This is a genomic window from Paucilactobacillus vaccinostercus DSM 20634 (genome assembly GCF_001436295.1).
In the GTDB taxonomy this organism is placed as follows: Bacteria; Bacillota; Bacilli; order Lactobacillales; family Lactobacillaceae; genus Paucilactobacillus; species Paucilactobacillus vaccinostercus.
In genome coordinates this window covers 78,067-103,719 of sequence record NZ_AYYY01000005.1, presented here as the reverse complement: position 1 = coordinate 103,719, position 25,653 = coordinate 78,067, and the positions used below count along the sequence as shown (strand labels likewise).

The following is a 25,653-nucleotide window of genomic DNA, read 5'->3' as shown; positions in this document are numbered from 1 at the left end:
ATGAATCAGAAACCTCCAATCTACCGTTTGCAATCAATTATTACAATCAACCGTTTGTTAGACCCTAAAGCTATTAAAGCCACCCTAATAAAAATCCACACCTCATTAACTGAGATGTAGATTTTTTTGGAGCAAAATTGAGACTGGTAAAAAAATTGTATAAAAATACAAGCTGCAAACAATTGGTATACCAGCGTTTAAACTAATCTAGTTCATTTTTTCAAGATACCACTGCCAAGCGGTATCAAAAACTGTCATTGATGGTAAATAGAGTGCATTTTCCTCCAAGTAGTGCGATATTTCGTCAAAATCTTGAGATTGTTTTGGAAACGCCTGATCAAGCGCAGCGTTATTTGCAAACTGTTCAACCTCATTGGCACCACTTGGATTCTTTTGTGTCATTAAATACTGATAAAAGCTTAGCCGCATTAGTCATTACCTCCATCAAGTTTGGGGACGGTAACTAAAAATCTAAACGTTCCCTGTTGTAAATTAATTTCTTCCGCCGAATAATGTAGGTTACGATGTTTACTATACTTATTCATATCAAGTAAAATTGTCTTCTTCTTCTGATTCAATTTAACCCAATTTGGCAGTTTATAATGATTTTTAATATAGCCCATGACATACTTAATCGGAATATTCAACCGGCCGACTGAGAGGCCTTTGGCATTCAATAACACATTACCATCACTAAGTCGCTGGGGGATGAAGTTCAAGGCAAAATTCAACTTAAACCCCAAAAATTTCGTCGATCCAGTGATCGTAGCATATTTTTTGCCAACAACAAACTTATACTTTGTTTTTTCATTCTTTTGTAATCTTGTTAGATAATTGGCGGCCAATGCATTAACCTGGGTAGAATTAAGCTTAACTTGAAACGAAGAATTACTCGTCTTCAATGGTTGTACCGTCGTTTGTTTCTCAACTGGTGCACTAACTTGATGAACAACGTAGCCGGTGCTTCCAACAATTAGTACCACCAAAATAATAAACGCCCATTTCCACCAATTATGTCTCGTTTTTCGATTATTTTTTCTTGTCTCGGTCACTTCTACTCATTACCCTCTCTTATCCAACTAATGTGATGTTGCATCGTTTTAAACAATTGATCGCTCATCTTAATATAACCTAAATGGTTCGGATGAAAATTATCATCAGTTGAAATATAGTCATTCAGATTATGATTTTTCTCGCTCATTACTTTAATGGCTTGCTTCTGACTAGTAGCACCTGTGTTAGCTTGCTTATCTTGTTTAATCAACTGTTGCTGAGCCTTTTTAGTCGTATACTGACCATGCGACATAAGATTATTAATATCAACGAAATAGGATGGTCCGTAATTATCCATTTTTTCTTTGGTTACTTGGTTCCACGAATTTACCGATGCTGTTATCGTGTCAACATTGGCAAAGTAAACGTAAAATGGATTATAGACACTGAATAAGAAAATCGGTGCGTGTGGATTATAGTGACGAACCGCTTTGAACAATTTGGTTAATTTGGTCACATATTTTTGGTTAGCCTGATTCATGTTACGAGTAAACTCACTCTGATTTGCAACGAAAATGTTTTTTTGCAATGATTGCATTAAGTCATTGCCACCAACTGTCATAACGATCACATCAGCCGATTTTAACTGCGATTGAAAATTTTTTTCACTCTTTAAGCGACTCAAAATTTGGTCAGATCGATCCCCAGCGACACCGTAGTTACTAGTATGAACCGTGGTATTATAATTTTTTTCGATTTTACTTTTAATAATCCCAACGTAACCACCATTTTTCTTTTGGTCACCAACACCCTGTGTCAAAGAATCTCCCAATGCGATTAAATTAACGTTCTTTTTAATTTGCGTTTTCTTATGAACTAGTGGTGCCGCCTTTTCAGTTGACTGCCGTGCTGGACTTTGGTGCTGTTGCCACAGTAACAGTCCGCCACTTCCAGCAGCAAGTACCACAATTACGATTAAAATTTTGATCACTGCTTTTCGCAAATTAAAAACTCCCAACGTATTAAGAAAGGCTGCCAGCAAATAATTTGCGTCAGCCTTTATCATTAAAATTCATTTATTCAGTGTAATAAAGTAGGCAAAATGCACCCATACCCGTATGTGTGGCAATAATTGGGACAGTTTCTCTGACAACAATCTTGATATCAGGGAATAACTTCTCCAATGTGGCCTTCATCTTGGCCACCTCTTCGTCTGCCTGAACATGTGAAATACCAATGGCTTTAACTTTTCTAACACCACTTTGCATTTTTTCGTAGACGTCATCTAAATACTTGTGGATTGGTTTAAGGCCGCGACCTTTAAGACGGATCTTAATTTCACCATCTGTTACCTCAAGCATTACCTTAATGTTAAGCAGGTTAGACAAAGCTCCCGCCATCTTGCTAATTCGGCCACCGGCTACTAAGTTGTTCAAATTTACAACGGCTAAATAAATTTCCGAATGTTCGCGAATATCTTCGAGCTTTTCTAAAATCGCATCCATCTGGGCGTTTGCTTCAATCATCTTAGCGGCTTCAATCACTTGGAACGCCAAGCAACGATCAGTTTCCTTACTATCGACGACCGTTACTTTTGTTTTAGTGATTGCAGCGGCTTGCTCTGCGGCATGTACTGTACCACTAATTGATTCCATCATTGTGAGACACAAAACTTCACTACCATCTTCGCCTAGCCGATCAAACACGTCCACAAATTTACCAATTGGTGGCTGTGAAGTTTTAGGCAATGATTTTGCATTCTTCATCAGTTCTGGGAATTGTTCGTTAGTAATTGTTTCACGTTCTACATAAATTGTGCCATCGATCATAACTGACAACGGGACGATCGTGATATCATATCGTTTGATTTCATCTTCGGTTAATCCCGCTGAGGAGTCGGTGACGATTTTAATATTCGTCATAATTTGACCACGCTTTCTCATAAAGTAATAATGTGTTATACTGATCTAGTCTTGAAGACTAGATCATATAATTTAATTAACTTACTAACGAATAGTAGTTAAGTTAAGATTGAAAGTCAAGACACAAGGTTGAACTACTTTCGCACTTAGTATAGCAAAACAATGGCTTAATTTCATTGTAAATCGACAATAATTAACAAGGAGTTTATTTTATGCAACCACAAAAAACAAAACAAACCATCGTTATCGAAATTGCCAACACCATCACCCATGGCCTTGGTGTTGGCCTGGCAATCGCCGGCTTAGTCTTACTCATCATTCGTGCAGCACATACTGGTAGCGCAATCCGAATTGTTTCATTCACAGTCTATGGAAGTCTGCTCGTTTTATTTTATCTCGCATCAACAATGTTCCATGCACTCGTATTTACGAAAGCGCACCATGTTTTTCAGGTCTTCGACCACTCCATGATTTTCTTGCTAATTGCCGGAACCTATACCCCATATTGTCTCGTTAGCATTGGTGGCTGGCAAGGATGGACACTATTTGGCATCATCTGGGCCATGGCGGTCTGTGGTGTCGTTTATAAAAGTATCTGGCTCAATCGCGTTAGTATCTGGTCCACCGTTATCTACATCATCATGGGTTGGCTCTGTTTACTAGCCTTCAAACCACTGTGGACTAGTCTGACACCTGTCGGGTTCTTCCTGCTACTCAGTGGTGGCATTTTGTTTACCCTTGGCGCACTGGTTTACACAAAACCCAACGCATACTCACACCTTATCTGGCACTTTTTCGTGCTTGCCGGCACCATCACCATGTACTTCTCAATTTTATTCTACGTCTAGTTTGCACCAGGTCTCAAACCTATAAGCCGCTTCATTTTTTTCATCTGCCTCAAAGTGATCGGATTTAACCAGCCGCCAATTGTGATAATCGATTGGCGGCATTTTTGTGTCGCCCTTGTAAGATTTTTCAATAACCGTTCTGATGAGACAATTAACAATCGCTTGCGTTGATTCAAATACCTTTGCACCGCCAATAATATAAATATCATCATCAGTGTTATCGATTAGTTGTTGCAACTCTGCAACTGACCGGACAACTTCAATACCGTCTTGGACTGGCATTGAAGTTGATAAAATCACATTGCGGCGCTTAGGTAATGGTCGGTGCATCGAATTAAATGTTGTTTTTCCCATCACCACGGTATGCCCAATTGTAACACGCTTGAATCGCGCCATATCTGCAGGTAAATGCCACGGCAAATCGCCATGATTTCCAATGTAGCCATTTAACTCTTCAGCCCAAACAAATGCGATCATTTAGCTTTCCTCCTTGACTAGACGGCAACAGGTGCCTTAATTGCCGGTAATGGCTTATAACCTTCTAGTTTAATATCACTCACTTCATAACTATCTAAAGCCTTTGTCTCACTCGGTAAAATCAATTTAGGTGCATCTTGTGGGGTGCGCGCTAACTGAGTCTGTATTTGTTCAATATGATTGCTGTAAATGTGGGCATCACCCAGCGTATGAACAAACTCACCGACTTCAAGACCACACTCTTTGGCAATTAAATGCGTTAATAATGCATAGCTAGCAATATTAAATGGTACTCCAAGAAAGATATCGGCACTTCGCTGATATAACTGACAGCTCAGTTTGCCATCCGCTACATAAAACTGGAATAACGTATGACAAGGCGGTAAGGCCACTAATGGCACATCTTCGGGATTCCATGCCGTCACAATCAAACGCCGCGAATTAGGATTATGCTTGATTTGCTCGACAACATCGTGAATTTGATCAATTGACTGTCCATTGCTAGTTTGCCATGCTCGCCACTGGCTACCGTACACAAGTCCTAAATCTCCGTATTTTTGTGAAAATTGGTCATCTGCTAAAATTCTTTCACAAAAAGCTCTTTTCTCAGCCAAATAGATTTTTTTGAACTCCGGATCAGCATCTGCTCGGAGTCCAAAATCAGTCATATCCGGTCCTTGGTACTCATCACTAGAAACCCACTTTTTGAACGCCCACTCATCCCAGATGTGATTTTTGTGTTGCAACAGGAAGCGAATATTCGTGTCACCACGCAAGAACCAGAGTAATTCACTCTTAATTAATCCAAAGGCAACCTTTTTCGTCGTTAGAATTGGAAAGCCTTCGCTTAAGTCAAAACGCATTTGGTATCCAAATAATGATTTTGTCCCAGTTCCAGTACGATCCATCTTCTCGTGACCATACTCTAAAACATCATGTGCCAATTTCAAATACTGTTGTTCATTACTCGTGGTTGTCACTGTATTGTCCTCCTACCTATTCTGCGTATTCACTGAGGTATTCCCAACGTTCAGTTTTGTCATCGATCTGTTGATCAAGTGATTCCAACTCCGCCTGCAGTTTAGCAAGTTTATCATATTGATCGCCATTTTCTTGCATTTGGCCTTGAATATCTTGCTTTCGTTGTTCCAATTGATCAATATCATCTTCAATCGTTTCCCATTCTTTTTGTTCTGCATAGGTTAACTTGGTCTTTTCTTTTGCTGGCTTTTCAACCACTGGCTTCTGCTCATCATCAGAGTTCCCCTTTTTGGCTGATGTTGCTCGTGATTGTTGATTCAACTGGTCTAAGTAATCTGTATACATACCCGCATAGGGGTCAATATCACCCTGACCATTAAAAATAAGCAGCCGATCCGCAACTTTGTCCAAAAAATAACGATCATGTGAAACTGTAATTACAGTTCCATTAAACGAATCTAAATAATCTTCAAGAACTGTCAATGTACCAATATCAAGATCATTAGTCGGTTCGTCTAACAATAATACATTGGGTTGCATCATTAAAATTTTAAGTAGGTATAATCGACGTTTTTCGCCACCCGAAAGCTTACGAATGAGCGTACCATGCATAAATCTTGGGAACAAGAATCGTTCGAGTAACTGCGTAACATTAATTTGAACACCATTTCGATCTGTCACACTTTGTGCAACTTCACTCAAATAGCTGATCATCCGTTTATCTTCGTCAATAGGCTCAGTCTGTTGCGTATAATAACCAATTTTGACCGTTTCACCAATTTTAACGGTTCCACTGTCCAATGAAAGCTTCGATGCCATCACATTCAGTAGACTAGATTTTCCGGCTCCATTTTCACCTGAAATTCCAATTCGTTGACCGGCCTGAACAAGAAGACTGAAATCGTTAAGAATTTGATGATCTCCCAGTGTCAAATTAGCATGGCTTAGCTCAATAACATCTTTTCCAAGTCGTTGTTGACCAAGCTCAATATCAATATTTTGATCTACCTGAACCTTGCCAATAGAGTCCTTAAGTTCATTAAAATGATTAATACGTCCCTTTTGCTTAGTTGACCGAGCTTTGGCACCAGTTCTCATCCAAGCTAATTCCTTTTGGTATAGCTGCTGTTGTTTATGCTCTGTATCTAACTCTCGCTGAACTCGTTCCGCCTTTTGTGAAACATAATCTTGATAATTTCCCGTGTACTGATATAGTTCTCCGAACGATAATTCCCAAATTTGGTTAGCAACTTGGTCCAAAAAGTAACGATCGTGGGTAACAACAATGACAGCCCCTTTGTAGGTCTGTAAAAAGTCCTGCAACCAAACCGTTGAATCTAGATCCAAGTGGTTTGTTGGTTCGTCGAGCAACAGTAGATCTGGTTCCTGAATCAAGATTTGTGCCATTCCAACCCGCTTCTTTTGCCCTCCAGAAAGGTTAACAATTTTCTGAGACATATCGGTAATTTTAAGTTGCGTTAAGATCGTCTTAATTCGGCTTTCAGCCGCCCAGGCATCTTGTTGGTCCATCTGTGCCTGAAGCTTCGTGTAACGGTCTAATAAACGAGTATCATCCGGATGTTTTCCCATATCTTCAACTGATTGTTCATATTGCCGAATAGTTTCAAATACCCGCTGAGTCCCCGCAAAAACAGCATCCAGAATCGTCAGTTGATCATTCAATTCAGGTTGTTGCTTCAAATACCCGATTGTGTAGTCATTAGGCGCATCAAACTCGCCACTTTCTGGGCTCACGATACCACTGATTACATTTAATAAAGATGTTTTGCCACTACCATTCGTTCCGATCAATCCAATCCGATCGTTTTCGTTAATGATAAAGGAAATATCCTTAAATAATGTTTTTTCGCCGTAGGTACTGGTTAAATTATCAGCACGTAATGTTTGCATTCTCTCACACTTTCGCTATGTTTTTTGCTTCTTCAAGTAACGACTCTAATTTATTCTCCATTTCACCATTAACCACCGCTGTCTCCAACTGGGTCAAAATTGTACCAATCATCGGCCCTGGCGTTAAGTTAGCTTGCTTCATTAACTGCCCGCCGTTGATCGCCAATTGCTTTTTCGATTTAATCGGCAGTTGGTCGTATTGCTCAAGTAACTCAGGTGTATCAATTTCGCCACCAAACAGATTGGCAATTTTATTAGCACTCGCTAACCGCTCACGCCCGGTGTGATATAACAATAGCTTCGATGGTTCTCCTTCAAGTAACGGACTGACTGCACTCACGATGGCCTGAGTATCTTCTAATACCTGATTAGATGTCTTCCAGGCCTTCAAAAACGTAGTCACTTGCTTTCCTTGCAGGAAAAAAGCATAACTCAGCAATGACCAAACTTCTGTTTCAGAACTCAAATGCCAGTCGTTTAACGCCAATAGTTGTGTCAACCCGCTCTTAAAGTGAGCTAGCATGGGACAATACTCGTACAGATTTGTCTCGATCAGAGCACTGATTCCATTTGCCGGATTTTCACCAAGTAATAATTTTTCAAGCTCAACACGAGTTCGTTCGACTGCAATTTTACTCAGCAGTGCTGCATTTTCTTGAATTCCGGCCAACGTTTTTTTCTCAATTTTAAAATCCAGTTGACTAGCAAATCTAATCGCCCGCATCATCCGCAAAGCATCTTCGTGGAATCGTTCTTGTGGTGTTCCAACAGCTCGAATCATACCCGCTTTGAGATCCTTCAAACCGTTAAAAAGATCAATAACGGTCCCATCTTCTTTCATTGCAAGCGCGTTGATTGTAAAATCGCGACGTTGAAGATCTTCTTGTAATGATCGAACAAACGTAACTTCATCGGGTCGCCGAAAATCTTGATAGCCAGATTCAGTACGAAAAGTAGTTGTCTCATACCCTTTACCATGATCAAGTATCATGACCGTACCATGTTCAATTCCCGTATCTACCGTTCGGTGAAAAATTTGTTTGATTTCTTCTGGATAAGCACTCGTCGCAATATCAACATCATGAATCGGCTTATTTAAAATCGTGTCACGGACACTGCCGCCAACAAAATAAGCCTCAAAGCCAGCTGCTTCAATCTGTTGCATGACTGGTCGTGCCTGTTCAAATTCCTGTGGTAATTTTTTAATAATCATAGAACGTTCTCAAGTCCAACCAATAGTTCGTGATAGTCAGTAATTTTTTCGATTGCAATAGCAACTCCGCTCATAAATGATTCTCGATCAAATGTATCTTGACGGATTGTTAATCCTTCCCCTAATGACCCAAACATCACTTGCTCATGGGCTACCAATCCAGGGAGTCGTACCGCATGAATTCGAATACCATCGAAATCGCCGCCACGAACATGGGCCAGCGTTTCTTTTTCATTAGGATTACCTTGTTCGTGGGAAGGACGCACCTTACTTATGAGCTTGGCAGTACTCAACGCAGTACCACTTGGCGCATCGACTTTTTGATCGTGATGCATTTCAATAATTTCAACATCGGGCATATATTTAGCGGCTTGCTGTGCAAATTGCATTAACAAAACTGCACTGATACCAAAATTAGGTGCGATCAAACCACCCAATTTTTTCTCAGCTGCCAATTGCTTCAACTCACTAATTTGTTCATCAGTTAGACCAGTTGTTCCGATTACTGGTGAGTAACCATGGTTAATGGCAAATTTTGCATTTTCATAAACGGCACTTGGTACAGTAAAATCAACCCAAACATCTGCATCAATGTCAATCTCATCAAGACTTTTAAAAATCTTAGTTGTTGTATCCAGCTCAATTGCTGTTTTTTCTTCTAATCCGTACACGGCAACTAATTCAAATCCGTCATGTTGTTGAACCATTTTAACGGCCTTTTGGCCCATTTTACCGTTATAACCGGCAATAATTACTTTAGTCATTTTTTTCGCTCCTATCGTTAATTTCAAGCTTTATCTTACCAGATTTCAAGTTGTAAGTGAAACCCGCTTTTATGATGGTTTACGCTGCGGTTTTTGCAGCGGGATGTTTTTTATGCTAAAGTTAAAGTAACTTTTTACATTTAACTTTAGCAGGAGGAACGCATATGCCGTATCCCTATCAAATCGATTTCGTCCGTTTTTTAAGACATCAACAATTGGCTTCTGCGACCATCACCAGTTATAACCAATCATTATCCGAATTTTTTTCTTTTTTGACTACCACAAATACCGGCTTCGCCGACCATCCAACTGTTAATAATATTTTTGATCGTGACATTGAAGCCTATCTCACCTGGTTAACGGATCAGCAACAGGCCAAAGCAACGACCATCAACAAGATCCTTTCACAAATTAATCGTTATTTTCAATTTCTCTTTACTCATCATCTCACGACTCAGTTGCCTACCATCAGCATTCATGGTCCGAAACGCGATACACAAGCACCATTTCAAACTAAGTGGTTGGCCACCTTACCGATCATCCTTGACGATGCGCATGTTCACCACTATACGCGGCTAACACTCCTATTGCTGAGCAAGGGTTACACCGTCCAAGAATTTCTTCAGCCGCACTTTTACTTAACTTGGCAGTCTCTACCAGCAACAGTTGAACATGAGCTTACCTTTCGCGAATCATTCCAAACATTCATTACCCCATTGCAACGTCGTCAACATAGTGCCGATATTTTCTTAAAACAGCGATTAGATCTTGCCAATCCTCGACTAACCAATGCTGCCCTGCATAAATACCTCAAAAAAGACAGTCAGTACCTTGGATTTTCAATTTCACCCAAGGTACTGCATCAAAGTTATATTCTGTCTGTTTTACAACGCGAATCTGGCTTATCCGACCAACAATTAGCCGCAAAATTGATGTTGGATCCACAAGCACTACAGTACTATCAACATTTACTGATCGACTTAAGCTAAATAGTTGAGTCTTTTTTAAAACTCGTCTTCTGTTTCTTCCAATAATAACGCCATTTCGCTATCGTCTGGTACTAATTGGACATATTTTTTGAGTTGTTCAAGCATGGTTTCACGTTGCCCCATTTCCCGATAGAAATAGACCGTTTGCTTAACAAATTCAGGTTGATCATTGAAATACGGTAATGCGGCATCATAGTATTTTTGTGCCTGATCATACTGATCTTGATCTCGATACGAAACAGCTAGATTCCAATAAATTTGTGGATCCGTCTGATCAGACTTGACCGCTGGTAATAGTAATTCAATATTTTGTGCGTATTTTCGCCGTTTAAGTAATAAATTACTATATTCGATCGTAATCGCAATATTTTCTGGGTCCAATCCATGCGCTTTAGAAAGATAGCGTTCCATTAGATCCTCATCGTCCAAATGACTCGCCACAGCCGCCGCCTGCTGATAGAGTTGTTCATTATACTGATCGACTCCAAGTCCTTCTTGAAGCGCCGTTAGTGCCTCTGAATAACGCTCTAGTTTTTCATATGCTTGGGCTAAATAGGGATAAACTGTTGCGTACTGGGGATCTTGTTCCTGAAGATCTTTAAACACCTCAATTGCAGCCTCATACTGTTTCAATTGTAGTTGTGTAAAGCCGGTCTGAAACCGAATATCGCTAGATTGAAATTCTGGTTTTACCTGTTTTAAATACCCAATTGCCGTTTCGAATTTACCACTCTGTGCGTAGGAAATCCCCAGTCGTCCCGCCAAATCAACTTGCGCAAAGTTAGTCTCCCCCTGTTCGATTAGAGAGAAATAGTACGGAATAGCCGTCTCATACTGTCCCATCATGTAATAAAATTCGGCCAGAGCAAATAATACCACCGGTTCCTCAGGCGCTTGGTTATAAGCTTCGATTAACTTTTGCTCAGAAACTTCAAATAATTCCTGTGTTTGATATAAGTCGGCTGCCACCAATAGAGATTGCACATACGCATTCGACTCAGGTTTAATTTGATCCAGATACGAAAGGGCCTCGTCGTTGTTTCCTTCATCGATGGCAATATCTGCTAATGCGGTCCGCAACTGATCCTCATCCGGATAACGTTCTAAAAGCTTTAGATAAGTTCGTTGGGCTTGCCGCACAAAACCAAGGCCATACAATTCCTCTGCCAGGCTATACAGCATGTCATCGTCATCATGGCGCAGCGCACTTGCAAATGACTTTTTGGCATCATCTAGTTGCCCACTAGAAAGTTGATCCAACATTTTCTCAGAATACGTCATTAAAAAACATCTCCTTAGTTAAAAATCACTCAATCGATCATACCAATTTTTTCATTCTAAAGCGAATATTTCAGACAATTACTCATTATTTATGTAAAAAAGAAGCCATGACTAAATGAGTCATAGCTCCTTTTTTAAAAGGATTACCGATTATTTAACGGCGTCCTTTAAAGCTTTACCTGGCTTGAATGCAGGTACCTTGCTTGCTGGAATTTGAATTTCTTGTCCAGTTTGAGGATTACGTCCTTTACGGGCAGCACGTTCACGTACTTCGAAGTTACCAAAGCCGATCAATTGTACCTTTTCGCCCTTAGCTAATGATGCTTGAACTGAGTTGAATACTGCGTCAACGGCAGCAGTTGCATCTTTCTTGGTTAAACCAGTTGCTGCTGCAACGTCGTTAACTAATTCTGCTTTATTTGCCATGTAATTTCACCTCCCACCAAAGTAGTAAGATGCCTATGGGCATCCACAAAATTTGATGTTAATTTTGGTTGTCAAAATTAACGAAATAATGACGGAACACCGTATCATTTCTAAACTCAACATTATCATACGCAAACCGCGCTGGCAAGGGCTTTTCAGACATTTCAAACGAAAAAAAGGTAAAAATCCACTTTAAATTCCATCATTATTAAAATTACACTAAGATCTAGTACAATCCCTTATATAATTGGATTAGTCAAGCCTTTCGTCTCCGTTCTCAGCCTTCAGCGATTCACGCCTTTTTATGGTGTTGTTTTCCCATAAATTACTACTTTGATACAAAAAAGGGAGGCACCAACCGACTAATTTTTAAATTGGGTGGGCAAAATGGGGGGCAAGCTTCAAAATATGTATAAAAATACGGTCCTGAAATCATCACAATTTCAGGACCGTATTTATGGCTGAAAGCCTTGTCCTACTTACGTCGACGCTTGATCAAATGGATCGGCGTACCGGTAAAATCAAAGGCGTTTCTAATTTGATTTTCTAAATAGCGTTCATATGAAAAATGCATCATATCCGGATCATTAACAAAAATGACAAACGTGGGTGGCTGCACTGACACTTGTGTGCCGTAATAAACCCGCAACCGTTTCCCATTAGAACTGGGTGCTGGGTTTGCAGCCAATGCATCCATAAGCACATCATTAAGCGTTGCCGACTGGATCCGTTTAGTATGGTGTTCATATACCTGCTTAATCAGTGGTGGTAGTTTAATAAGGCGCTGCTTGGTCTTAGCAGAAACAAAAACAATTGGTGCATAGCTTAGATACTGAAATTCATCACGAATGATTTGTTCAAACGCCTGCATTGTTTTAGTATCTTTGTTTTCGACAGCGTCCCACTTGTTAACAACAATGATAACACCACGTCCGGCTTCATGAGCATAACCAGCAATTCGTTTATCAAACTCACGAATGCCCTCTTCCGCATTCAACACCACTAGTACGATATCACTATTATCAATCGCCCTCATTGCTCGCAGCATCGCATACCGTTCTGTATTTTCGTAGATCTTGCCTTGCTTCTTCATTCCGGCCGTATCGACCATCGAAAACTCTGTCCCGTCATCCGTGGTGAACTTCGTATCAATCGCATCACGGGTTGTCCCAGCAACGTTAGAAACAATCACCCGGTGTTCACCGAGAATCGCATTCACCAAAGAAGATTTACCAACATTTGGTCGACCAATCAAACTAAACCGAATGCTATTATCTTCCACATTTTCAGCATCATCCGGAAATTCAGCTACAACCGCGTCCAGCAAATCACCAACTCCGATACCATGAACCCCAGAAATTGGGTAAGGATCACCAAACCCTAGTGCATAGAAGTCGTATACCTCACTTCTCAATTCCATGTTATCGACTTTATTAACAGCTAAAACAACGGGCTTACTAGAACGATACAAAATTTGCGCGACTTGTTCATCCGCATCAGTTAATCCGCTCTTAATATCGACCAGAAAAACAATGACGTCTGCTTCATCGATCGCAATTTCAGCTTGTTGCCGAATTTGAGTTACAAACGGTTGATCGGAAATCTCGATTCCACCAGTATCAATCAAATCAAATTGCTTTCCGATCCATTCACCGTGTGCATAAATCCGATCACGCGTAACTCCAGGCGTATCTTCAACAATCGAGATACGTTCCCCGGCAATTCGATTGAAAATCGTTGATTTACCAACGTTTGGTCGGCCAACAACTGCAACTACAGGTTTTGCCATATTTTTCACCTTCCTTCGAACAAAAATGAAGCTGGGACATATATCCCAGCCTCTTTTTTATAGATAATTTTAAAAATTACTTTTTAAGTTCATCACCGATGAGATCACCGAGAGTAAAACCACTTTCCTCTTCAGGTGCATTTGCAGTGACGTTGTTCGAACGACTTTGACGACGTTCTTGATCACCTGATGCTTGTGGCTTTTCTTCCAAGGCCTTGATAGAAAGGCCTAAACGTTGTTGATCTGGATGAACTTCAAGTACTTTAACTTGAACCTCTTGTCCTGGCGTCAACACGTCAGCGGGAGTAGCGATATGTTTGTGTGAAATTTGTGAAATATGAACAAGGCCTTCAACGCCTGGGAATACTTCAACAAAGGCACCAAAACTTGTCAAACGCTTAACAGTCCCGGTAAGAACACTACCCTCAGGTGCTTTTTCAGCAATATCATCCCATGGGCCAGGCAATGTTTGTTTGATTGAAAGTGAAATTCTTTCACGTTCTGGATCAACAGACAATACCTTAACACTAACCTTTTGACCAGTCTTAAGAACATCAGAAGGCTTCTCAACACGCTCGTAAGCAATTTCTGAAACGTGAACTAGGCCATCCACACCACCAAGGTCAATAAATGCACCAAAGTTAGTCATCCGTGCAACTGTTCCTTCAACAACTTGGCCGGCTTCAAGAGTTGCAAACAATTCTTTAGCTGCCTTTTCGTGTTCTGCTTGAACAATTGCCTTGTGTGACAAGATCAAACGATTTTCACTAGGTTCGATTTCAACAATCTTGAATTCAAGTGTTTGGCTCTTGAATTGGTTCAAATCTTCCACAAAGTGATCCGTAATCATTGATGCTGGAACAAATCCACGAACACCTGCATCAACAACTAATCCACCCTTAACAACTTGTGTTACAGGCGCTGTAATTGTTTCGCCAGCTTCAAACTTCTTTTGAATATCGTCCCAAACCTTGCGTGCTTCAAGACGACGGTGTGAAAGTAAGTAACTTCCATTTTCTTTATCGTTACCGATCTTTGAGATAACTACTAAATCTAAAACATCGCCAACTTTAACTTGTTCATTAATATCTTCAACTGGCTTTGTTGATAATTCCTTTGCAGGTACAACACCTTCAACGCCCGCACCTTCAATACCAACAATTACTTGACGATCGTCATCAAGAGCCAATACTTCACCCTTAACTACATCCCCAACATTTACTTCTTCAACGCTATTCAATGCGTTTAATAAGTCGTTTCTATCTTCATTTTCAGCCATGAAAAAAATTTCCTCCTTGCAACAATCAACTCTACCCTATATGATACCTAAAATTCGTCGATAATGCTAGTATTTAGCACAATTCGTGCTGTTTTTTTGTAATTACATCACTAATCTTCTCAACAACCTGCTCAATTGACAAACTAGTCGTATCTAATTTCTGAGCATCCGACGCCTGTGTCAGTGGAGATACCTTGCGCGTAGAATCTTTTTTATCACGCAGTTCAATCTCTTCTTGTAGCTGATTAAGTGGTGTATCAATGCCCTTGAGGACATTTTCTTTGTACCGTCTGACTGCCCGTTCATGAGCACTAGCCACCAAGAAAATTTTAACCTCCGCGGCCGGTAGTACAGTCGTACCGATATCTCGTCCATCCATCACAATACCACCATGTGACGCAATTTCACGTTGTTGTCGCACTAATTCTTCACGAACAGCGGCAATTGCAGCTACCGTGGACACGTTATTGGTTACCTCTGGCTGTCGAATTGCCTCAGTAATATCTTGAGTACCGATCAGCACTCGTTGAACTGGATCACCCGGTTGAAATATAATTTTGGTTTGTTTTGCTAATTGTGCAACCGCAATATCATCAGTTAAGTCCATGTGTTGCTGAAGAGCAGCATATGTGATTGCTCGATACATTGCCCCGGTATCACAATAAATATAATTAAACTGTTTTGCGACTAATTTAGCCACCGTACTCTTGCCAGCGGATGCCGGTCCATCAATTGCTACCTGTAATGCACTTACCATACTCCTATTCCACTCCCAAAAATTATTTAACGCGCAACTGCTGACCTGGTGTCAGTGAAGTACTAGAACTAATACCATTTAATTCACACAATTCTTGAACCGTAATGCCATTATTGACAGCAACTCGGTAAAGTCCTTCACCAGCAGGCACCGTCACATACTTCTTATCCCCATCACTACTGCTAGACGACGATGAGGACGACGAAGAACTAGCACTACTAGAAGAGGCTTTTGCGCTGGTTGACTCCTTTGCTACACTTGACGAGCTTGATTTAGATTTGCTCGCCTTTTTAGTACTGGTGCTCTTCACGCTCGTTTTTTCACTTTTAGACGTTGAAGTCACCTTCTTGTGAGAAGAAGATGACTGGGCCACTGCTTCCGTTCCGGAATCAGGTTTATTAAACGAACTTTGGTGATCAATCCAGTAAACGACCGGTGTCGCAGCAAGGACAATAATAATGACAATCAAAATTGTCGTAATCATCGAATTATGGGTTGTCTGCTTACGGTGCTTTGTCCGTGACAAATTACCTTCTTGATCTAAATCCTGATCATCGTTAAAGGTTTTTTCCCAAGGCTTTTTTTCTTCTTTGGGTTGGTCTTCACGTTTGTCACTCATCAGGTGATCCCCCTTTTTTTCCATCCTTTTTATTGTATCATACCAGCTTTCACAAAAAATTAAGATTTTACAAAAAACAGATGATCTAGTTTTTTTTGCCACGAAACTGAGGGCTGTGTTGCCTGGCTTAGTTTCGGATCGGTTTGTAAGCCTAACCGCTCAATCACATTATCTGGATTATCATAGTCACAACAATTTGGCCGGTGAGAAAGTGGTGCTTCATCAAAATACTGTAAGATAACTGACCGCCGACACGTTGTTGCCCGAATGTAACTCATCATTATGTGTAACGCTTGTTCAGATTGTAAAGCACGTTCTTTGAAAATTCTAGTAATTTCTGCGGCCGGATAGTCATTAGCCACGTAATACGATAAAATCTCTCCCATTTCACCTAAATCATCCGGATTAATTTGCTGATTAATAACGCCTTCTATTACCCGTTCATTAGGTAAGTTTCCGAGGCTGAGCTGTCGCGGAATCTGCTCATCCCCCTCGCTATACAGCAAAATTGCAATGCTTTGTTGGCCGTCACGACCAGCACGGCCAATCTCTTGCACATAACTTTCCAAATTAGCAGACAGGTGATAATGAATCACATATCGGATATCTTCCTTATCAATTCCCATACCAAACGCATTGGTTGCACAAATCAAATCTAGCTCGTTATTCATAAACTGATGTTGAACCTTATAACGGGTAATTTGGTCAACTCCTGCATGATAGGCCGCTACCCTAAGTGAGGTCTCCGAATTTAATTGCTCGGCAAATGCGGATGCCTGTTTGCGACTCGAAAAATAAACAATCCCTGCTCCCTGGATATGAGTTACAAGTTGGATTAACTCGGCCGATTTATCCTGTTGATCCGTACATTCACGAACAGCTAAGAAAATATTACTGCGATTAACCGATCTCACCACATGTTCTACCCGATTCGAGGTTAATCCCAGACGATTGATCACATCGGCCTGAACTGCTTTAGTTGCCGTTGCCGTGAGCATAAGCACCGTTGGATGATTCAGTAAGTCAATTGTTTGGTTTAGCATCAAGTACTCCGGACGAAAATCGGGGCCCCACTGAGACACACAATGGGCTTCATCCACCACAAATAGACTAATTTGTGCGCGCCTTAACGCGGCGATGACTGTCGGTTGAGCCAAAACCTCCGGAGAAGCAAATACAAATCGGTACTGAGCGATCATTCGAAGCGTCCGTTGCCGTTCACTAACCGACTGTAATGAACTCAGCATAACAACTCGCTTTTCGCCCCGTTCATGTAACCGTGAGACCTGATCTTGCATAAGCGATAAGAGCGGCGACACCACTAATACGGTGCCGGGCAATAAGTAGCCTGGGAGTTGATAGAGTAACGTTTTTCCGGCTCCAGTAGGTAAAACAGCTAATGTATCCTGCCCTTCTAGGACAGCATTAACAACTTCCGCTTGTCCCTCACGAAACCCATCATACCCAAATTGATTATGTAATACCGTCTTAATCTGTGCCTGTGTGATCGTCACTGGAAATAAAACTCCTCATAATTTGATATAGTCGAAAGTAAAAAAAGGCATCCGCAGTATCCGTTTCTTGTTCCTGAAACTGCCAATGGTCAATCTGTTCATCCCCATACCGTGTCGCCAACTGAGTCTGCTGACTAGATGACAACACCCAATCATATGGAAAGTTAGCGCCCTCAAAAATTGCGGCTTCAAGAAGATGTTCCCTTACCGTCCCAATCTTTAACCGCCGAGTACGACTAATCTGCTGAATGGATAATCGTTGTTGAAAAAGTGTATATGTTTGTGCCGCACTATTCGACATAGGCGTTAAACTACTCATTGGTGCTATCAATTGGTAAAGAGCACCACCTTTCAGATGCAGACCATATTGTGCCAAGCCCGCAAAAAGATCATATTGCATCAACCGTGCCGTTTCAACATCTATTGCTAGTCGGTCTGCCAGCTGAGTTAATGCTTCCCCAGCAACTTCATGTCCAATAAACTGGCTCACCATAAAATCGGCTTCTTCATCCGTTAATGTCGCTAAGAAATCGGCCAGCTCTTGCTTATAGGTCAGCACTAATTGGGCCTTGTTTTGATGAGTAAACCATTGCTTAACAGCTCGCAGATCATCATCATTAAACGAAAATGGGGCATATTGTCGGCTTTCGTAGCTATACTCGGATACCACCTGAGTAGCAAGTAGTAGTCGTTGAATGACCTGATCCACGTTCATCAGTAAATAGGCCGCTTGATACCGTGGTTGATAATGAGTGCTGTAAAATTGCCTCTGTTGTGCTTCTCCACGAGCAGTTAATTGAGCCTGCTGTTCGACAATCGTTATCAGTCCTGCATCGAGTAGGTTCTGCCAAACGATGTCAAACTGCCTGCGTGATACTTTGCGTCGGTACCCTAGCCACGGTAAAATTTGATATCGCATCCCCCAAAATAACGTTGCAACCGTGCGCTTATTTACTAATATATTTTCAATCACTCGAATACGGCGTGCTTGTTGCACAGATAATAGCATGATCAAATAGTCCACGGTTGTCCCTCCAAAATCAGATACCCTAAGCATAAAGAAAAGCCTGGTAAATTACCAGACTCTTGCTTTAAAAGTTTATTTTTGTTTTGCTAACCAGCCTTGCATTCGACTGGCAATTAACCAAAAGACAACACCAATTAAAATTCCTTTAATAAGGTTAAACGGTACGACGCCGGCCATTACCAACGTTGGCAACGAGATCGTAAGTTTCATTCCTAAAACCGTCATATATAGCGGTAAGACCACTAACCAGTCCAGTAAAGACTCGATAACGGTTAAACTAAGCGTAGCTAAAAGAATTCCAATAATGTAGTTCGATCGCTGTGACCCATGACGGCGATTCAATGCCCAATTAAATGGGAAAATCAGCGTGCATGAAGCAATGAAACTACTGGAAATACCGATCAATTCTGGGATGGACATGCCATATACCAAGGCGTGTATCAAACACTTCAAAAACGTAATGCCAACCGCGCCCCATGGCCCATAAATGACCAACCCGAGCAGCACCGGTACATCAGAAAAATCGATCTTAAGAAATGGTGCAATGGGAATTATTGGAAACTCCACAAACATCAACACAAACGCAATTGCACCTAACAACGCCATACCGACGGTCCGATGCACATTAAATACTTTCACCACAATTGAAACCTCCTGAGAGGCCATCTTCAATGATAATGAAAATTCACTATAAAAAAATCGTAAATCAAATAAAAGATTTACGACTAACTAAATAGTGGAAATCTTCTTTATACCAGACTATACTGTCGGCACCCAGAATTTCACTGGATTCAACTACGCACACACGTAGGTCGCGGGCTATCACCGCCGGTCGGGAATTACACCCTGCCCTGAAGACGAACCTATTAAATTTTTTTCGTACAGATCTGTACGGCTAAATCATAGCAGATAATCCCAAGCAATACAACAATTTCGTTATAGCTTTTTTAGTTGCATAACTTCACTTGTTTTGAGTCGTCGCCACTGTCCAGCTGGAACCCCAGCCAGTGTCAAGAAGCCATAACTTTCACGGTGTAGTTTAAGCACTTCATGCCCCACGGCTTTCAGCATTTTTTTGACTTGGTGATTCCGGCCCTCATGGATCGTTAGTTGTACGATTGTCGTTCCTTTTTTAGCATCCGTAGCCGTAATCTTCGCTTTAGCAGATTTTGTCTTTCGTCCATCAACCATCACGCCAAGTCGCAGTTGTTTTAAATCATCATTGGTTACTTGTCCTTTAACCTTAGCGACATAGGTTTTCTCGACTTCGTACTTAGGATGCGTGAGCTTATTCGCCAATTCACCATCATTGGTAAGCAGTAGTAACCCTGTCGTATCATAATCCAACCGGCCAACTGGATAAATTCGTGTTGTAATCTCGTCATCAGCTAAAATATCAACAACGGTTCTACGGTCCTTATCATCGTGAGCCGTTGAAACAACCCCACGTGGTTTATTCAGGAGATAGTATTCTAATCGCTGGCGTGAAAGGGGAACCCCATCAACCACTACTAAATCTTTGGCCGTTACTTTAACGCCCAATTCAGTCACTAACTGCCCATTAACTTTAACATGGCCCTCTTGAATCATCTTTTCAGATTTCCGTCTTGAAGCAACGCCTGCCTCAGCCATGACCTTTTGTAATCGTTCCATTCTAATTATCCTCACGTTTTCTATTTTCAAATGCCTGCAAAAAGAGATCGCCGTTCAACGCTTCATTATCGATATCATCAATCTGTGGTAACTGTGGCAGCGCATCAATTCCGGTCAATCCAAAATAATCTAAAAAGTACGGTGTTGTTGCATACAGAAACGGCCGGCCAGGCGCATTCAGTCGACCGTGTTCTTCGATCAAGTTTCTTAAAATTAACTTCTGCAATGTCGCTGAGCTTTGAACGCCTCGAATTTCATCAATTTCCAGTCTAGTAATCGGTTGCCGGTAGGCAATAATTGCTAAGACCTCAAGGAGAGCTGGCGAAAGTGGCGTTGTCAGTGGCACCTCAAAATACTGCTTAACGATCGGTGCAAGTGTTTTTTTAGTCGCTAATCGATATGTTTGATCACTTTCCAATACGACTAGCGCGCTCTGCTCATCATCCGCATACTTATGCGTCAACTGTTCGACCATCGTCTGAACCGCCGGACGCATAAACCCCGTAATCGATACCAGATCAGTCAATGAAATTCCTTCATCCCCACTAATAAAGATCAGGCTCTCAATTTGTGCCAAATTGTTCATGTTCAAACTCCTTACTCTTAGGACCCGCAACGATCAATAGTGGGCCCAAACGTTGCTGTTGATCGACTCGCACCGCCCAATGTTTGCATAACTCAAGCACCGCCAAAAAAGTCGTCACTAGTTCATCCCGGGTTGTTTGCCCTTCGAAAAGTGCCTCAAAAACGGTTGGCCCCTTTTTAACTGCGGTTAACACCACTTTCAACTTCTCTGAAATGCTAATTCGCTCCGTTTGTACGGTTTGACTCACGGGTTGTGCCAACTGTTTGCGTTTCATTACGGCGACAAAAGCCTCTTGCAGCTGTTCAATGCTCACACCGGGGGCGACCTTAATTCCCTTTATGTCATCAGGAATTGCCGCCGCAGAACGTGTAAACTCCTGTTGCCGTTGTTGTTCTTTTTCATGCAGTTGTTCTGCTGCCTGCTTATAGCGCTTATACTCTAATAGTTGATCGACCAGCTCTTGGCGTGGATCCTCAACCGGTTCTTCTTCAACAAATGTTTCATCTTCATCAATTGGTAGCAACATACGACTCTTAATCGCCATCAGCGTTGCCGCCATCACAAAGTATTCCCCTGCGACCTCCAACTGATTATCCTGCATCGCATGTAGATATTCTAGATATTGCGCCGTAATTTCGGTAATTTGAATATCGTAGATATCCATTTCCGCACTTTTAATCAGATGAAGCAGCAAATCCAATGGTCCTTCAAAATCACTGACCCGGATTGTCGGTTGGTGCTGATACTCTTGAATTATTTCGTCAGCCATTTAGCGTCTTCCCCCAGTTAGTGATGAGCGGCTGGGTCTCCATCGTTCCCACGAGTTTCTTTTCAGAATACTTATCATGTACCGCATTCAACAGCGCAAAAATATTGCGTCCTGTCCGATCAGAGGGTGTGAAGGACAGCCTTCTGATCAACACATACTCGTCGCCAATTTCCAAGCACACGATTCCAATCAGGTGTTCATCCGCATTGCGCCATAGATACATCGGTCGGTTAGCACTTTGCTGATACCACGCCATCTCAGAATTCAAATGGCTCAAATCTTTAAGATCGGGAATAAACGATAACAATCCCATGGCAATTTTTTTATACTCATCTCGGTAATTAACTAACATGTAATCCCCTTCTACGCGTTCAAGCCCGTGGATGATATTTCTGATAAACTTCCGTTAGCCGTTTTTGAGAAACATGCGTATATATTTGTGTCGTTGAAATATCGCTATGTCCCAACAATTCCTGCACAATACGTAAATCGGCCCCATTTTCCAGAATATGGGTTGCAAATGAATGCCGTAACGTATGTGGTGTTACGTTCTTCGTAATTTGGGCTCGTGCCACATGTGCCTTCAAATTTTTCCAAATACCTTGTCGTGAAAGCTGTCGTCCATGTGCATTTAAGAACACGTAGTCACTAGATTGGCTTTTAAGCAATATAGGGCGAACTTCCGCTAAATAGCGTTCCATCCAATCAAGTGCGACCTCGCCAATCGGAATGATCCGTTCTTTATCACCCTTACCCAGGGGCTGAATCAATCCCATCTCGAGATGCAGTTCATCCAAGGTTAGGTTCACCAACTCGCTAACACGTAACCCGGTTGCGTACATCACTTCCAAAATAGCGCGATCACGGATCCCAAGTTTTTTACTCGTGTCTGGAGCGGCCAATAGCCGATCAATTTCAGCACGTGTCAAAACCTGAGGTAAGTGTTGTCCGCTTTTGGGTGTATCAACCTTCAGCATAGGATCTTCGCTAATCAGTCCTTCACCCGCTAAATAGCGAAAAAAATGGCGTAATGTTGATACCACGTGAATGATTGTATTTTTAGCTTTAGCTTGCTCTTGCAGCGTTGCCAAGTAGTTAATCACGACATATCGATCTACTTCACGCCAGCTTTTAATTTGCTGTGTCGTCAGATACTGTGCGAAAGCCACCAAGTCTTGATGATAACTGGTAATTGTATTTTCTGAGAGGCCGCGTTCTACCCGAAGGTAATGAAGATAATCCTCTAGCTCATTTTGCATGCTGAGTGCCGTCTTTCATTATTTTATCGCTTTAAAACTAAAAATCCGTTCATCTGTTCAACTAGACCACGTTTAAGTAAATTACCAATTGCTCGTTTGAACTGCCCCTTGCTAATGCCAAAAACGTCTCGGATTACTTTGGGATCCGTTTTATCAGTGTAGGGTAACTGTTGATTATGCGCATGTTCCAGCATTGCCAAAAGCATTGCTGCATCATCGCCAATTGCTTCATAGGCTCGCGGCTTCATTGATAAGTTAAGCGTACCATAGTCCGATACCCCAATTACCCGCACCTTAACATGTTGTCCCAAACGTGGTTCTTGATCACGCTCACTTGGATGAATAAAACCTAAGTAATAATCATCAGTCAGCACCAACGTGCCCGCCATCTTCAACCGATAAACCGTGGCCATCATGTCTGCGTTCTTTAAATCTGGACGAGCCCGGTTAGAGATTGCCTCATAAATTGGTTCATCAGCCAGTTCCCCCCAGAGTCGGCCCTTATGATCAATTTTTAAAGCAATCATTAAGCGATCACCATTTTGTGGCCAAAGCTGTTTCAATGATGGTAAATCGTCCAATGATACCGCAATATCCTTATTCTTTAAGCCGATATTTACAAACACACCCAAATCTCGGCGAACCGAAACTACGGTGCCATATGCATAATGATCAACCATGACCTGAGGTATGTCTAATGTCATCTGTAACTGATGATCATTATTTTCATAGACAAACCCACGCACTTGTCCACCAATATGAAGTGCTTTTTCAGTCTCTTCTTTCAGCAGGCTGTAGGTCACCCCATCCTTTTGTACAAAATAATAATCATGATTTTCATCAATCATGATTGCAGTAACGACTTTACCTAACGATGTATTTAACAATATTTTATCCCTCGACTTTTCTAGATACCCTTATTTTACACGTCAAAAGCACAATTGAAAAGCGTCATCAATTGATCCCAAAAATTTACGCAAAATAAAAACCGTTTAATTCTGCAAAAAACAGAATTAAACGGTTTTAGAAATCTTTAAATTACTTGATTTCTTGAACACGCATCATGTTAGTAGTTCCCTTTTGATCTACGGGAACACCGGCAACAACGATGATCTTGTCACCCTTCTTAGCAAAGCCAAGTTCAACGGCCTTCTTTGAAGCTAATTCATACAAAGCGTCTGTATCCTTAGGTGCTTCAACAACGTATGGTTGAACACCCCAGTTGATCATAAGACCGCGTTGTGTGCGTTCGTCAAAAGTCAAAGCCAAAACATTAGCATCTGGACGATACTTAGAAATCATTTTAGCAGTGTATCCTGACTTAGTAGCAGCAACAATTGTCTTAATGTTCAAGTCACTAGCAGTCTTCTTAACAGCTGAACCGAGTGCTTCAGTAACGTCAGCAGTATCGAAATCAAATGTTTCAGTACCAAAACGGTTCAAAGCATTTTCAGCCTTAATGTCAATCCGGTTCATAGTTGCAACAGATTCTACTGGGTAGTCACCGTTAGCACTTTCACCAGAAAGCATTGTTGCGTCAGTACCATCAAAGACGGCATTGGCAACGTCTGAAGTTTCAGCACGTGTAGGACGTGGGTTTTCTTGCATTGAATCAAGCATTTGGGTTGCCGTAATAACTGGCTTGCCAAGCAAGTTGCACTTGCGGATAAATGTCTTTTGAATCAAAGGAACATTTTCTGCTGGAATTTCAACACCCATGTCACCACGAGGAACCATTAAGCCATCGGCAACTTTGATGATTTCTTCAAAGTTATCAATACCTTCTTGTGATTCAATCTTAGGGAAGATTTGAACATGTTCCATGTGCTTTTCAGCAAGCAATGCACGGATATCTTCAATATCTTCTGGCTTACGAACGAATGAAGCGGCGATAAAGTTGATTTCGTGGTCCAAGCCAAAACGAATATCGCTATCATCTTTTTCAGTGATCCCTGGTAAGTTGATTGAAACACCTGGGGCATTAACACCCTTACGTGAGCCAAGCAAACCATGGTTTTGAACAGTACATACTAATTCCTTAGTAGCATCGTCCTTTTCGTCGATCTTCATGTCAATCAAGCCATCATCAAAAAGGACGTGTCCACCTTCATGTACATCATCGTACAAGCCAGGGTATGTGACAGCGATCTTTTCGTGAGTACCTTCAATTGAGTCATCCATTGAGATACGAGTCTTATCACCAATGTTGAATTCGATCTTACCTTCTTTTTGAACAGTAGTCCGAATTTCAGCACCCTTGGTATCAAGCATAATACCAACAGTCTTGCCAGTAATCTCTTCCGCCTTGTGAACGTTGTTCAAACGGCCCAGGTGTTCTTCGTGATCACCATGGGAAAAGTTAAAACGAAAAATGTTTGCGCCAGCATTGATCAGTTTAACAATTGTATCAACGTCAGTACTTGCGGGTCCAAGCGTACTAACAATCTTGGTTTTTTTCATAAGTGAAATCTCTCCTTTGAGTAAGTTAGGTTTGCGAACCGCTCACCTTTTGTACAGATGTTATGATATCACTTTTTAAATTTGATGTCTCCATTTTCTATCATTTTTATCAATGAAAACGGCTCCAATCTCAAAC

27 protein-coding genes and 1 riboswitch are annotated in these 25,653 nt (G+C 41.3%); of the genes, 2 read left to right on the top strand and 25 right to left on the bottom strand.

Annotated features, from left to right (window positions below; translation table 11 throughout):
* Nucleotides 1-207: 207 nt before the first annotated feature.
* The 4 genes from FC26_RS01205 to FC26_RS01190 all read right to left on the bottom strand — a co-directional run bounded on the left by FC26_RS01205 (nucleotide 208) and on the right by FC26_RS01190 (nucleotide 2,915).
* Complete coding sequence (locus FC26_RS01205) at nucleotides 208-429, bottom strand: YozE family protein (RefSeq protein WP_057777220.1); 222 nt, start codon at nucleotides 427-429, stop codon at nucleotides 208-210.
* Nucleotides 429-1,052: a YpmS family protein gene (locus FC26_RS01200; protein ID WP_057777219.1), complete on the bottom strand. Its 624-nt coding sequence runs from the start codon at nucleotides 1,050-1,052 to the stop codon at nucleotides 429-431. Before FC26_RS01200 ends, FC26_RS01205 begins: the two co-directional genes overlap by 1 nt.
* A 2-nt stretch (nucleotides 1,053-1,054) precedes the next feature.
* A complete protein-coding gene (locus FC26_RS01195; RefSeq protein WP_057777218.1) occupies nucleotides 1,055-1,996 on the bottom strand; it encodes an SGNH/GDSL hydrolase family protein in 942 nt (313 codons plus the stop codon).
* A gap of 73 nt (nucleotides 1,997-2,069) precedes the next feature.
* The gene (locus tag FC26_RS01190) at nucleotides 2,070-2,915 is read right to left on the bottom strand and encodes a DegV family protein (RefSeq protein ID WP_057777217.1); all 846 of its coding nucleotides are present in this window, start codon (nucleotides 2,913-2,915) and stop codon (nucleotides 2,070-2,072) included.
* A gap of 212 nt (nucleotides 2,916-3,127) precedes the next feature.
* Here FC26_RS01190 and trhA point away from each other — a divergent pair, with 212 nt between their 5' ends.
* Nucleotides 3,128-3,763, top strand: coding sequence for a PAQR family membrane homeostasis protein TrhA (trhA, locus tag FC26_RS01185; RefSeq protein WP_057777216.1), 636 nt, complete (start codon nucleotides 3,128-3,130; stop codon nucleotides 3,761-3,763).
* On the opposite strand, the gene FC26_RS01180 is transcribed toward trhA, so the two are convergent.
* Genes FC26_RS01180 through dapB form a run of 5 tightly spaced genes read right to left on the bottom strand, consistent with a single transcriptional unit; the run spans nucleotide 3,749 to nucleotide 9,109 of the window.
* Complete coding sequence (locus FC26_RS01180; RefSeq protein ID WP_057777215.1) at nucleotides 3,749-4,240, bottom strand: dihydrofolate reductase; 492 nt, start codon at nucleotides 4,238-4,240, stop codon at nucleotides 3,749-3,751. The two genes, trhA and FC26_RS01180, sit on opposite strands and share 15 nt — an antisense overlap.
* Before the next feature lie 17 nt (nucleotides 4,241-4,257).
* On the bottom strand, nucleotides 4,258-5,220 hold the full coding sequence (locus tag FC26_RS01175; RefSeq protein WP_057777214.1) for a thymidylate synthase: 963 nt from the start codon (nucleotides 5,218-5,220) through the stop codon (nucleotides 4,258-4,260).
* Between the two features lie 16 nt (nucleotides 5,221-5,236).
* Nucleotides 5,237-7,132, bottom strand: a complete 1,896-nt coding sequence (locus FC26_RS01170; protein WP_057777213.1) for an ABC-F family ATP-binding cassette domain-containing protein — start codon at nucleotides 7,130-7,132, stop codon at nucleotides 5,237-5,239.
* Between the two features lie 4 nt (nucleotides 7,133-7,136).
* Nucleotides 7,137-8,345: a CCA tRNA nucleotidyltransferase gene (locus tag FC26_RS01165; protein ID WP_057777212.1), complete on the bottom strand. Its 1,209-nt coding sequence runs from the start codon at nucleotides 8,343-8,345 to the stop codon at nucleotides 7,137-7,139.
* Nucleotides 8,342-9,109: a 4-hydroxy-tetrahydrodipicolinate reductase gene (gene dapB, locus FC26_RS01160; RefSeq protein ID WP_057777211.1), complete on the bottom strand. Its 768-nt coding sequence runs from the start codon at nucleotides 9,107-9,109 to the stop codon at nucleotides 8,342-8,344. Before dapB ends, FC26_RS01165 begins: the two co-directional genes overlap by 4 nt.
* Before the next feature lie 164 nt (nucleotides 9,110-9,273).
* Here dapB and FC26_RS01155 point away from each other — a divergent pair, with 164 nt between their 5' ends.
* On the top strand, nucleotides 9,274-10,098 hold the full coding sequence (locus tag FC26_RS01155; protein ID WP_057777210.1) for a site-specific integrase: 825 nt from the start codon (nucleotides 9,274-9,276) through the stop codon (nucleotides 10,096-10,098).
* Between the two features lie 15 nt (nucleotides 10,099-10,113).
* Here FC26_RS01155 and FC26_RS01150 read toward each other — a convergent pair whose 3' ends face one another.
* The 16 genes from FC26_RS01150 to pyk form a co-directional block, all read right to left on the bottom strand.
* Nucleotides 10,114-11,379: a tetratricopeptide repeat protein gene (locus FC26_RS01150; RefSeq protein ID WP_057777209.1), complete on the bottom strand. Its 1,266-nt coding sequence runs from the start codon at nucleotides 11,377-11,379 to the stop codon at nucleotides 10,114-10,116.
* A 150-nt stretch (nucleotides 11,380-11,529) separates the two neighbouring features.
* A complete protein-coding gene (locus FC26_RS01145) occupies nucleotides 11,530-11,805 on the bottom strand; it encodes an HU family DNA-binding protein (RefSeq protein WP_010622201.1) in 276 nt (91 codons plus the stop codon).
* Between the two features lie 475 nt (nucleotides 11,806-12,280).
* A complete protein-coding gene (gene der, locus FC26_RS01140) occupies nucleotides 12,281-13,594 on the bottom strand; it encodes a ribosome biogenesis GTPase Der (protein WP_057777208.1) in 1,314 nt (437 codons plus the stop codon).
* 76 nt (nucleotides 13,595-13,670) lie between these two features.
* Nucleotides 13,671-14,873 carry a 30S ribosomal protein S1 gene (gene rpsA / locus FC26_RS01135; protein ID WP_057777207.1) on the bottom strand — a complete coding sequence of 401 codons (1,203 nt, stop codon included), beginning with the start codon at nucleotides 14,871-14,873 and terminating at the stop codon, nucleotides 13,671-13,673.
* Between the two features lie 73 nt (nucleotides 14,874-14,946).
* Nucleotides 14,947-15,630 (bottom strand): (d)CMP kinase, encoded by a 684-nt coding sequence (gene cmk, locus FC26_RS01130; protein WP_057777206.1) that lies wholly within the window; start codon nucleotides 15,628-15,630, stop codon nucleotides 14,947-14,949.
* Between the two features lie 22 nt (nucleotides 15,631-15,652).
* Nucleotides 15,653-16,249 carry a LysM peptidoglycan-binding domain-containing protein gene (locus FC26_RS01125; protein ID WP_057777205.1) on the bottom strand — a complete coding sequence of 199 codons (597 nt, stop codon included), beginning with the start codon at nucleotides 16,247-16,249 and terminating at the stop codon, nucleotides 15,653-15,655.
* Between the two features lie 59 nt (nucleotides 16,250-16,308).
* The gene (locus tag FC26_RS01120; RefSeq protein ID WP_235809450.1) at nucleotides 16,309-17,763 is read right to left on the bottom strand and encodes a RecQ family ATP-dependent DNA helicase; all 1,455 of its coding nucleotides are present in this window, start codon (nucleotides 17,761-17,763) and stop codon (nucleotides 16,309-16,311) included.
* Nucleotides 17,738-18,787 carry a helix-turn-helix domain-containing protein gene (locus FC26_RS01115; protein WP_057777204.1) on the bottom strand — a complete coding sequence of 350 codons (1,050 nt, stop codon included), beginning with the start codon at nucleotides 18,785-18,787 and terminating at the stop codon, nucleotides 17,738-17,740. The genes FC26_RS01120 and FC26_RS01115 overlap by 26 nt, the downstream gene beginning before the upstream one ends.
* 75 nt (nucleotides 18,788-18,862) lie before the next feature.
* A complete protein-coding gene (locus tag FC26_RS01110) occupies nucleotides 18,863-19,432 on the bottom strand; it encodes an ECF transporter S component (protein ID WP_083483705.1) in 570 nt (189 codons plus the stop codon).
* A gap of 96 nt (nucleotides 19,433-19,528) precedes the next feature.
* A riboswitch (FMN riboswitch) is annotated at nucleotides 19,529-19,653 on the bottom strand.
* A 73-nt stretch (nucleotides 19,654-19,726) separates the two neighbouring features.
* Nucleotides 19,727-20,443, bottom strand: coding sequence for a pseudouridine synthase (locus tag FC26_RS01105; protein ID WP_057777202.1), 717 nt, complete (start codon nucleotides 20,441-20,443; stop codon nucleotides 19,727-19,729).
* A gap of 1 nt (nucleotide 20,444) precedes the next feature.
* Entirely contained in the window at nucleotides 20,445-21,029 is a 585-nt protein-coding gene (gene scpB / locus FC26_RS01100) for an SMC-Scp complex subunit ScpB (protein ID WP_057777201.1), read from the bottom strand.
* A complete protein-coding gene (locus tag FC26_RS01095) occupies nucleotides 21,007-21,798 on the bottom strand; it encodes a segregation and condensation protein A (protein WP_057777200.1) in 792 nt (263 codons plus the stop codon). The genes scpB and FC26_RS01095 overlap by 23 nt, the downstream gene beginning before the upstream one ends.
* A complete protein-coding gene (locus FC26_RS01090) occupies nucleotides 21,791-22,150 on the bottom strand; it encodes a hypothetical protein (protein ID WP_057777199.1) in 360 nt (119 codons plus the stop codon). The genes FC26_RS01095 and FC26_RS01090 overlap by 8 nt, the downstream gene beginning before the upstream one ends.
* Nucleotides 22,151-22,169: 19 nt before the next feature.
* On the bottom strand, nucleotides 22,170-23,057 hold the full coding sequence (xerD, locus tag FC26_RS01085) for a site-specific tyrosine recombinase XerD (RefSeq protein WP_057777198.1): 888 nt from the start codon (nucleotides 23,055-23,057) through the stop codon (nucleotides 22,170-22,172).
* 23 nt (nucleotides 23,058-23,080) lie between these two features.
* Complete coding sequence (locus FC26_RS01080; RefSeq protein ID WP_268872640.1) at nucleotides 23,081-23,944, bottom strand: CvfB family protein; 864 nt, start codon at nucleotides 23,942-23,944, stop codon at nucleotides 23,081-23,083.
* Nucleotides 23,945-24,095: 151 nt separating this feature from the next.
* Nucleotides 24,096-25,517 carry a pyruvate kinase gene (pyk, locus tag FC26_RS01075; protein ID WP_057777197.1) on the bottom strand — a complete coding sequence of 474 codons (1,422 nt, stop codon included), beginning with the start codon at nucleotides 25,515-25,517 and terminating at the stop codon, nucleotides 24,096-24,098.
* Between the last annotated feature and the right edge of the window lie 136 nt (nucleotides 25,518-25,653).